The following is a 7,666-nucleotide window of genomic DNA, read 5'->3' as shown; positions in this document are numbered from 1 at the left end:
GAGGGAGAAAAATTCCCCCGTTATTGTCCTGGTTAATGTTTTTCAAAACGTTCTCTATCGTATCCTGAACAAGCGCCATGATTGCCACCCTTCCCTGCTCTAACTCACCACAGTCCCGTCACACGTTCCGCCTCCCGTCACACGTTCCGCCTTTGGAAGCCGCAGCAGAACCTTCCCCGGTTTGTCCCGTGCAATGCTGGCGGAGCGATGCTGTCTACTTATCCCCATAATGAGTGCGGCACTGCACAATCTCGATCGTATCGTTCAAGACGCGATAAACCAGACGGTTCTTCTCGTCAATACGGCGGCTCCAATACCCGGAGTAATTTCCGATCAAAGGCTCCGGGTTCCCGATGCCGTCATAACCGTTGCGTTCAATGTCCGTAATCAGCTTATTGATGCGGCGGAGGGTTTTCTTGTCCTGCTCGAGCCATATAGAGATAATCTTCCCAGGCTCTTTCGTCCCATGGCTTTTTCATCTTTCGTCATTCGCAGTTTATAAGCTCATGAGTAACTCCCTTCCCCGCCTTCATATCGTTGATTGCTTCCAGAAGCAGCTTCTGATTGTGCTCGTTATAAAAAGCGTCGTGCGAGAGTTCCTCGATACGCCGGTTCAAGTCTTCCCTTATGGACGCCTGAACGGTCATCACATCTATCACCCTCCTCATAAAATCTTATAAAATTTACCTTAACGCGCTTCCCCTCGTATTATGCGGACTGCTCAGCTCCACCGGAGTGAGGCGAGTCGGAGAACTCTTTCTTCAAGCTGTCGGTCATCATGGCCACAACCAATTTTTCAAACAACGCATAGCCCTCAGGGGTTGCGGGAAGCTCTAGGCGTTCACCATCAGGCCGCTCATAGATAAGACGAGCTACCGCCTCGGAGTCTCCGAGGGTGCTATGTTCTGATGTTACAAGAGAAGACTCATTCCCATCGGTCCCTACCAATTCCAATAATCTGCTCGTGTAACGTTTAGGGTTGTCCGTCTCGCCGAGGAGATAGGCCGTTGTGGTGTCGAGGGCCTGGGCTAGTTTTTGAATTGAGCGCGCAGGAGAAGATCGCCCATTTTCCCACCGCCAAATGGTATTGACATCGACCCCGATTATTTGGGCGAGGTCACCTTGTGATAATCCCCTTAGGTCCCTTAACGTTTTTACCCTGTCAGATATTTTCATAACCTTCACCCTAACAAAAAGTCTACAAGAGTGCAGGGACTAATACAATAGACAAATATAAAGGATATTGACTGCATAAATGCAGCCTACCCTCTTGACATCTGCATATATGAAGGTATAATGCAGATAAAGAAAGGAGGGAGGCTTCTTGAAATTTCTAAAGGCCATAAGAGAAAAAGCAGGTCTATCTCAGAAAAAGCTGGCTGGAAAACTCGGCGTAGACGAAAACTCTGTGTGGCGGTGGGAAGCTGGGAGAGCTTACCCTTCTGTGGATTTGGGGAAGCAAATTGCAGAGTTATTGGGTGTTTCTGTTGATGAGCTGCTGTACGGCCCCCAGTCGAAGGAGTGGCGGATCGAGGTTGTTTTCCGAAGGGAGGAGGATTGGGAGATGAATACGGTGGATATGTCGGCAAGCGCTCCGAACCTGTTCTTGGTGCAGGTTGGGATGGAGAAGATCGGCTTGAACCTGGTGGGCGACCCGGCGGACGAGGCTGAGCTGGACGGGCTTTGGGACAAGGCGAAACCACAGATTCTGAAGATGATCGCCATGCGGCGCGAGCTGGGACAGCTGGGCATTGAGGCGATCTCCGAGCCGAAGGGACCGGTCCGGTTCGACCTGCGGCCCCGGAGATGATGCGGGACGAGTATTTCACCGCCGCCGAAGTGCAGGGGGGAAGGAGGCGGGGGCGTGAGGGCAGCCTCCCCAGCAATTTGACAAGTGAATAGCAGGTTTTGAAGGCAACAAAAGAGCCCCCAGGGAGGCTCACTTATAGGCATCTCCTCTGGGAGCCACGGCAACCACGACGATGACGAGCCTGTCCTGCTCTACGCGGAAAATGACCCGCCAGCCTCCGACGCGAAGATGCCACTCCGGTCGGGCTTTTAAGGGTTTGACATCAAGCCCCGAATCGTAGGGGCCGCCTGTAAGGCGCTTGATAGAACTCCATAGACGATCCCTCTGCTTTTTGGGAATCGATTCAAGGGCCTTCAGGGCCTCTTTGGAGATGATGAGCTGCCAGCAGCTCATGGTAAGGCCATCAGTCGGCGCTCAGCCTCTTCCAAGGTACAGAACTCGTTCGCGTCGATCTGGGCGTTGGAGGTTTCAAGCTGCCGGAGTTCGTCAGGGGTCAACGGTTCATCGTCAACATCCAGTAGGCGACGGACAAAATCCACGACCAAGGGCGTTTGCCTGTCCGGGAGTTGGTCTATAAGGCGGTACAGGGCTTCCCGTTCAGCAACTTGGGCAAGGGTCATGATCATCCTCTCCTTTCAGGGAGATTATAACAAAAGGGGCGTGGGGAATGTGAGGGGGAAAGAGACAGTGCAGTTTACGGCGAGGCTCCCCTTTGAAACGCACCGCAAACTGCGTTTTTTGGCTGCCGACCGGAACATCTCTTTGAACGAGGCCCTCAATCAGTTTCTCTTGGAGGCAATGGAAGGATGCCGTGTTTCTGTTCCCAGCGAGCTACTAAGTCCTGAACCGCCTCGGTGATGAGGTCGTTCTTTGAGATGTTCCTGAAGGCTGCCAAGACGCGGGCTTTGGTGTGGACGTCATCCGGGAGACGCAAAGTTAACTGAGACACGTCCAATCACTCCAATCAATCATAGCGTTATTGGCACTATAACGATATTGGGGTGGCATATTCAGTATCAAAGAATTAATGACAGTATGCGGGAGAGGGGAGGATGGCATGGAAGGTGTGAGGATCAGTCAAACGCGCTGGCCGGTGGAGTTGTACGAGTGGATACGGGAGCGGGCGCACGAGCGGAGGCAGAGCATCAACCGGACGGTGGTTGAGCTGGCGGAGCGGGTAAGGGAGGAGGCAAAAGCATGAGCATGGTGCGGGCTCTCCGCAAGGCGATGCGGAGGAACAGGCAGCAGTTTGGGATGTTCTTCGGGGTTTCGCCGGAGATGGTTCGGGAGTTAGGAGGTGTTTCTACATGGAGGGTGAGTTGACCGTGCGGCTGAGTCCGAAGGATATCAACGCAATAGCGGACCGGGTTTGTGAAAAGATGCTCCCCGCCCTGCGCGTGCCGGAGCCCGCCGCGAGCCCGGAAGACCTGATGACCGCCAAAGAGGTGCAGGCGTTCCTGAAGATCAAGCCGAGCGCCTTCTACGAGTGGCTCAAGAACAAGACGATCCCGGAGGGGGTTCGCATAGGGCCGAAGGAGCGTCGGTGGGCACGCGGGGATATCTTGAGCCTTGTGAAGAAGAGGGAGGAGCCGGCATGAAGTGGACGTGGCCGTACATCCTGCAGCAGGTATTCATGGGGCTGGCGTGGTGTTTTGTCGTCTGGGCGGCATGGGCGGAGATCCGGGAAATTTTTGCAGAGAAGGCCGCCCTCGCGGACGGCCCCGAAAAAGAAAAACCAGAGCAGTGACGGGGGTGACGGCCCCCTGCCGCTCATTATAGCAAACGAGGGCAGAGCATGCAGGACATCGAAGAGGGCAGGATGCGCGTCCTGGCCGGGGACGAAATGATGCAGGATATCGACGGACGTCATCTCGTCGTCTACGCCGCGTTCCTGGACGGCGCTGAAGTGGACTATGACAAAGAATAAGGGGGAAACGATGCGTAGAGTCTACATCGCGCATCCGTTGCGCGGAGAGCGGCTGGACATCGCGGAAATGGAGCGGAACGTTTCGCGCGTTACGGAGATCTGCCGGCATGTGGCCGAGGAGCATCCGGACGTGCTGATCCTCTCGCCCATCCATGCTTTTGACTTCGTGTCCCCGCTGGGACCGCAGGACTGGGTGATGCGGCAGTGTCTCGCGCTGCTGGACGTCGCCGACGAGCTGTGGGCCTTCGGGGACTGGGAGCGCTCGGAGGGGTGCCGCATGGAGGTGGCGCACGCACGGGCGATGGAGAAGCCTGTTGTCTTCAAGGACAGGGCGGAGGACGTGAGACCGTATGGGGCGGGCGAATCTGAGGAGACGTCGTAACCATCTGGGCCTGACGCTGAAGGAGCTGGGGAAAGAGTGCGGGATGTCGCCCAGCTACATTTCCGAACTGGAGCGCGGGGTCTACGGGGGCGGGGAGGCGCTGGAAACGCAGGAGCGCATTCTGGCGGTCCTGACGGACCTTGACATGAAGCAGAGGGCGTCCACGATGTGGCACTCCAGACCGGAGCGGAAGTTCGAGCCCGGCAGAGCATACCTGGTGGAGGATCAGCCGCTGCGGTACCTCCGCAAGGAGGGGAAGCATCATCTGTTCAGAGGTCCGGGCGGCGGATGGCTGACGGCGTTCACGGACGCACAATTCGTCGGAGTGACCATCCGGGAGATAAAGCGAAGGAGGCAAAGCGTTGAACAGGCCGACAGGGTTTGAGATCGAGGACTCCTTTGTTCGCTGGCTCTGCGACCTGGGAATCCCGCCGGCCGAGGGAGAGCGCCTTACCCTGGACGGGCAGAAGCACCGCTACAGGGTCGTCGGGGACCGTGGCACGACACGAAACGGCGAATACTGCATCTATTGCGACGAACGGCCCGCCGGCTGGGCGAAGAGTTGGAGCGCAAAGCATGGCGTGGAGTACGCCGTGTGGACGTACTACCAGCCCGGGGATTCGCCCTGGAGCGACGAGGAAAAACGCGAGTACGTGAAGCGCATGGAGGCGCAGCGCGCCGCGGCCGCACGGCAGAAGGAGCTGGAGCGGGCGAAGGCGAGCGCGGAGGCGGCACGGAAATGGGAGGCGGCCACGGAGCCGAGGCCGGAACATCCGTACCTCAAAAAGAAAGGGCTCTCTGGAGCGCATGGGGCGCGCCAGTTGGGGAAGCTCCTGGTACTGCCGATCCGGAACGCCTCAGGGGCCCTGATGAACATCCAGACGATCGCCCCGGACGGCGAGAAGCGCTTCCATCCGGGGGCGCCGAAGGCGGGCGGGTTCTTCGTGATGGGGGGGAGGGATAACCCCCCCGCCCCTTCGGGGCACCCCCCCTTGCAGGGGGGGCAAAAGAGTGGAGAGCCAGGGCAGAGCCCTGATTCGACACATGACTTTGGTTCGGCGGCGCCCTACTTGGGGGGAGATCGGGAGGTATTTCTGTGCGAGGGGTTCGCCACCGGAGCCACGGTGCACGAGGCGACGGGGCGGACGGTGGTCGTGGCCTGGGACTGCGGGAATTTGCCGAAGGTGGCGGAGCTGCTGAGGCCCCGGTATCCGGGGCGGCTGGTCCTTGCGGCCGACAACGACCACAGGACGCCGGGGAACCCCGGCCTGGCGGCGGCGTTCGAGCTTGCGGAGCGGTTCGGGATCCCGTTCACGTCGCCGGTCTTCGAGGCGGACGAGAGCGGGAGCGACTGGAACGACTACGCGGCCCTGCACGGCATCGAGCGGACGGCGGAGGAAATCTTCCTGCGGCTGGAGGAGAACCGGAGGGTCCCCGAGCTGGAACAGCACTACGCCTGGCCACGCTGGGTCCACGAGAGGAAGAACGGGGCCCCGATGGGGACGCTGGAGAACCTGCAGGTCCTTTTGCGGCATGAGAAGATCGGGGTCTGGTACGACGAGATAAAAAAGGACGTCTGCTACTCCCTGCCCGAGACGATGGAAGGGGGCAAGTTCGGGAAGGACAACCGGGCGAACTCCATCTTTGCGCTGGTCGTCTCCCTGTGCGAGCGGTATGGGTTCCCGACGGCGAACCTGGACGCCTATCTGGTGGCCATAGCGGACGAGAACCGAAAGAACCCCGTGATGAATTGGATTCGTCTGCGCGCATGGGATGGGAAGGACCGCATCGGGGCGCTGACGGAGACCCTGACGCTGGCGGAGTGGTTCCCGGACCGGATGAAGCGCCTGCTCATGACCCGGTGGCTCATCTCGGCCGTGGCCGCGTGCGTCGCCGATGCCTTCAAGACTCGAGGTGTCCTCGTGCTGCAAGGGGCCCAGGCGATCGGGAAGACAAGCTGGTTTGCGTCCCTGGTTCCCTCTTCCTCCGGGTGGTTTCTGGACGGGGTGGCGCTGGACCCGGAGGACAAGGACAGCCTGAAGCGGGTCATCAGCCACTGGATCATCGAGCTGGGGGAGCTGGAGGCGACCTTCAAAAAGGCGGACATCAACAAACTCAAGAGCTACATCACCTCGCCCGTCGACGTCGTCCGCTTGCCCTGGGCGCGGAAGTTCTCAGACTTCCCGCGGCGGACGGTGTTCTGCGCCTCGGTGAACCAGGCGGAGTTCCTGGTGGACACGACGGGGAACAGCCGGTGGTGGTGCCTGCCCTGCCGGAGCATAAACTACAAGCACGGGATCGACCTCCAGCAGCTCTGGGCGCAGGCGCTCTCCCTGTACCGGACCGGGGAGCCCTGGTGGCTGACGAAGGACGAGGAGCGGGACCTGGACGACCTGAACCGGTACTTCGAGGCCGGGGACGAGATCGAGGACGCAATAGCCTCCGGCTGGAACTGGGACGAGTACGAACAGGACCTTTCCATGGGGCTTGGAGACTGGATGAACGCGACGAGCATCCTGAAGTCCTGCGGGATGCAGAACCCGACGAAGATGCAGGTGCGGCGCGCGGGGGAGGTGCTGCGGAAGCTGACCGGGCGGGAGCCCGAGCGGCGCGGGAAGGCTCGGGACCGGTGCTACTGGATGCCACACAGGAACGGCTACAGCCCTTAGAGGACGAAGAGCGGCGGACAAAGACAAGTCTGTCCGCCCTTTGTCCGCCTGTTTGTCCGCCACGTAAAACCTTGCCAATGAATGTCTTATACCCAATCAGCGGACAAAGGACACAAAAAACCGGAAATTTCTTCTCACGCGCGCGCGTTTTGATATTTTTTATCTTTTTTTAAAGATTTTTTGTCAGACTTTAGTCCGCTCTGTCCGCCATGTTAGATAAAGCATTGCCGCAGGCTGGTTAGGATGGCGGACAAAGAGGCGGACAAAAAGAGATTGTCTGCCCCTCGAAAAGGAGTGTCCGGCACAATGCAGCCGATTAGAGCGTGTTCACTCAAAAACATTGTCAAAAGGGTGAAGGTATGTCAAAATAGTTGTATGATGGAGATCAGCCAGGTGCAATACGAGCGTATAGCGGATTGTTTCCCTGTTCACCGAGGTAATGTCGCTTACGACAACCTTAGAGTGCTCAATGCCATTCTGTATGTCATGGAAAATGGGTGCAAATGGAGGAGGCTCCCGGAAAAGTTTGGAAACTGGCATACAATCTACGTGCGCATGAGCCGATGGTACAAGTCCGGTGTTCTGGATAAGGTTTTTGAACGCCTGCAGCACGAGCGTCTTCTCCGCATGAGGCTTGAAGCGGTGTGTTTAGACAGTTCCTGCGTCAAAGTTCATCCTGATGGGACGGGAGCTTTAAAAAAGGGGGTCCTCAATCTATCGGCAAGTCCCGTGGAGGATGGACCACCAAGATTCATCTGGTTGCCGCGGGTCCCGCTTGTCCGTTGATGTTTCATCTCTCGCCCGGCAATGCTCATGACGGTCCAGAAGGCCGCAAGTTGATAGAGCGGCTGAAGGCGTTGCTGACGCCGGGATGCAAG

Annotated in this window: 14 protein-coding genes and 1 pseudogene; 9 read left to right on the top strand and 6 right to left on the bottom strand. The window is 58.2% G+C overall.

The features are described from left to right. Positions 1 to 214: 214 nt before the first annotated feature. The 3 genes from SY1_RS12900 to SY1_RS11115 form a co-directional block, all read right to left on the bottom strand. Positions 215 to 379, bottom strand: coding sequence for a Txe/YoeB family addiction module toxin (locus SY1_RS12900; protein WP_243440734.1), 165 nt, complete (start codon positions 377 to 379; stop codon positions 215 to 217). Positions 380 to 485: 106 nt separating this feature from the next. Further along, on the bottom strand, positions 486 to 668 hold the full coding sequence (locus tag SY1_RS11120; RefSeq protein ID WP_208873817.1) for a hypothetical protein: 183 nt from the start codon (positions 666 to 668) through the stop codon (positions 486 to 488). Positions 669 to 708: 40 nt separating this feature from the next. After that, positions 709 to 1,176 carry a helix-turn-helix domain-containing protein gene (locus SY1_RS11115; RefSeq protein ID WP_015557076.1) on the bottom strand — a complete coding sequence of 156 codons (468 nt, stop codon included), beginning with the start codon at positions 1,174 to 1,176 and terminating at the stop codon, positions 709 to 711. 148 nt (positions 1,177 to 1,324) lie between these two features. On the opposite strand from SY1_RS11115, the gene SY1_RS11110 reads away from it, so the two are divergent. Next, positions 1,325 to 1,810: a helix-turn-helix transcriptional regulator gene (locus tag SY1_RS11110; protein WP_208873815.1), complete on the top strand. Its 486-nt coding sequence runs from the start codon at positions 1,325 to 1,327 to the stop codon at positions 1,808 to 1,810. 129 nt (positions 1,811 to 1,939) lie between these two features. On the opposite strand, the gene SY1_RS11105 is transcribed toward SY1_RS11110, so the two are convergent. From SY1_RS11105 to SY1_RS12855, 3 genes are all read right to left on the bottom strand, one after another. Continuing rightward, positions 1,940 to 2,203 (bottom strand): type II toxin-antitoxin system RelE family toxin, encoded by a 264-nt coding sequence (locus tag SY1_RS11105; RefSeq protein WP_015557075.1) that lies wholly within the window; start codon positions 2,201 to 2,203, stop codon positions 1,940 to 1,942. After that, entirely contained in the window at positions 2,200 to 2,436 is a 237-nt protein-coding gene (locus SY1_RS11100) for a hypothetical protein (RefSeq protein WP_208873814.1), read from the bottom strand. The genes SY1_RS11105 and SY1_RS11100 overlap by 4 nt, the downstream gene beginning before the upstream one ends. A 149-nt stretch (positions 2,437 to 2,585) precedes the next feature. Beyond that, positions 2,586 to 2,759 carry a toxin-antitoxin system HicB family antitoxin gene (locus tag SY1_RS12855; RefSeq protein ID WP_409152096.1) on the bottom strand — a complete coding sequence of 58 codons (174 nt, stop codon included), beginning with the start codon at positions 2,757 to 2,759 and terminating at the stop codon, positions 2,586 to 2,588. A 108-nt stretch (positions 2,760 to 2,867) separates the two neighbouring features. On the opposite strand from SY1_RS12855, the gene SY1_RS11090 reads away from it, so the two are divergent. The 8 genes and pseudogenes from SY1_RS11090 to SY1_RS11060 all read left to right on the top strand — a co-directional run. After that, positions 2,868 to 3,011 (top strand): hypothetical protein, encoded by a 144-nt coding sequence (locus SY1_RS11090; protein ID WP_015557073.1) that lies wholly within the window; start codon positions 2,868 to 2,870, stop codon positions 3,009 to 3,011. A gap of 106 nt (positions 3,012 to 3,117) precedes the next feature. Then, positions 3,118 to 3,408 (top strand): helix-turn-helix transcriptional regulator, encoded by a 291-nt coding sequence (locus SY1_RS11085; RefSeq protein WP_015557071.1) that lies wholly within the window; start codon positions 3,118 to 3,120, stop codon positions 3,406 to 3,408. Then, entirely contained in the window at positions 3,405 to 3,557 is a 153-nt protein-coding gene (locus SY1_RS11080; RefSeq protein ID WP_015557070.1) for a hypothetical protein, read from the top strand. Before SY1_RS11085 ends, SY1_RS11080 begins: the two co-directional genes overlap by 4 nt. A gap of 48 nt (positions 3,558 to 3,605) precedes the next feature. Continuing rightward, positions 3,606 to 3,737 (top strand): hypothetical protein, encoded by a 132-nt coding sequence (locus SY1_RS12610; RefSeq protein WP_015557069.1) that lies wholly within the window; start codon positions 3,606 to 3,608, stop codon positions 3,735 to 3,737. Positions 3,738 to 3,747: 10 nt separating this feature from the next. After that, positions 3,748 to 4,119: a DUF7768 domain-containing protein gene (locus SY1_RS11075; RefSeq protein WP_015557068.1), complete on the top strand. Its 372-nt coding sequence runs from the start codon at positions 3,748 to 3,750 to the stop codon at positions 4,117 to 4,119. Next, entirely contained in the window at positions 4,088 to 4,504 is a 417-nt protein-coding gene (locus tag SY1_RS11070) for a helix-turn-helix domain-containing protein (protein ID WP_015557067.1), read from the top strand. Before SY1_RS11075 ends, SY1_RS11070 begins: the two co-directional genes overlap by 32 nt. Continuing rightward, entirely contained in the window at positions 4,482 to 6,788 is a 2,307-nt protein-coding gene (locus tag SY1_RS11065; protein WP_208873812.1) for a VapE domain-containing protein, read from the top strand. Before SY1_RS11070 ends, SY1_RS11065 begins: the two co-directional genes overlap by 23 nt. 378 nt (positions 6,789 to 7,166) lie before the next feature. Then, positions 7,167 to 7,666: pseudogene (locus SY1_RS11060) on the top strand (IS5 family transposase); the annotation flags it as partial.

The organism is Fretibacterium fastidiosum, from assembly GCF_000210715.1.
GTDB lineage: Bacteria > Synergistota > Synergistia > Synergistales > Aminobacteriaceae > Fretibacterium > Fretibacterium fastidiosum.
This window is presented reverse-complemented; position numbering and strand designations above follow the sequence as displayed.

What these genes read in the sequence shown, in the direction of transcription:
- SY1_RS11105 (WP_015557075.1), bottom strand. Translation starts at nt 2,203, where the DNA reads ATGAGCTGCTGGCAGCTCATCATCTCCAAAGAGGCCCTGAAGGCCCTT.
- SY1_RS11075 (WP_015557068.1), top strand. Translation starts at nt 3,748, where the DNA reads ATGCGTAGAGTCTACATCGCGCATCCGTTGCGCGGAGAGCGGCTGGAC.
- SY1_RS11115 (WP_015557076.1), bottom strand. Translation starts at nt 1,176, where the DNA reads ATGAAAATATCTGACAGGGTAAAAACGTTAAGGGACCTAAGGGGATTA.
- SY1_RS11070 (WP_015557067.1), top strand. Translation starts at nt 4,088, where the DNA reads ATGGGGCGGGCGAATCTGAGGAGACGTCGTAACCATCTGGGCCTGACG.
- SY1_RS11100 (WP_208873814.1), bottom strand. Translation starts at nt 2,436, where the DNA reads ATGATCATGACCCTTGCCCAAGTTGCTGAACGGGAAGCCCTGTACCGC.
- SY1_RS11120 (WP_208873817.1), bottom strand. Translation starts at nt 668, where the DNA reads ATGAGGAGGGTGATAGATGTGATGACCGTTCAGGCGTCCATAAGGGAA.
- SY1_RS11080 (WP_015557070.1), top strand. Translation starts at nt 3,405, where the DNA reads ATGAAGTGGACGTGGCCGTACATCCTGCAGCAGGTATTCATGGGGCTG.
- SY1_RS12610 (WP_015557069.1), top strand. Translation starts at nt 3,606, where the DNA reads ATGCAGGACATCGAAGAGGGCAGGATGCGCGTCCTGGCCGGGGACGAA.
- SY1_RS11090 (WP_015557073.1), top strand. Translation starts at nt 2,868, where the DNA reads ATGGAAGGTGTGAGGATCAGTCAAACGCGCTGGCCGGTGGAGTTGTAC.
- SY1_RS11085 (WP_015557071.1), top strand. Translation starts at nt 3,118, where the DNA reads ATGGAGGGTGAGTTGACCGTGCGGCTGAGTCCGAAGGATATCAACGCA.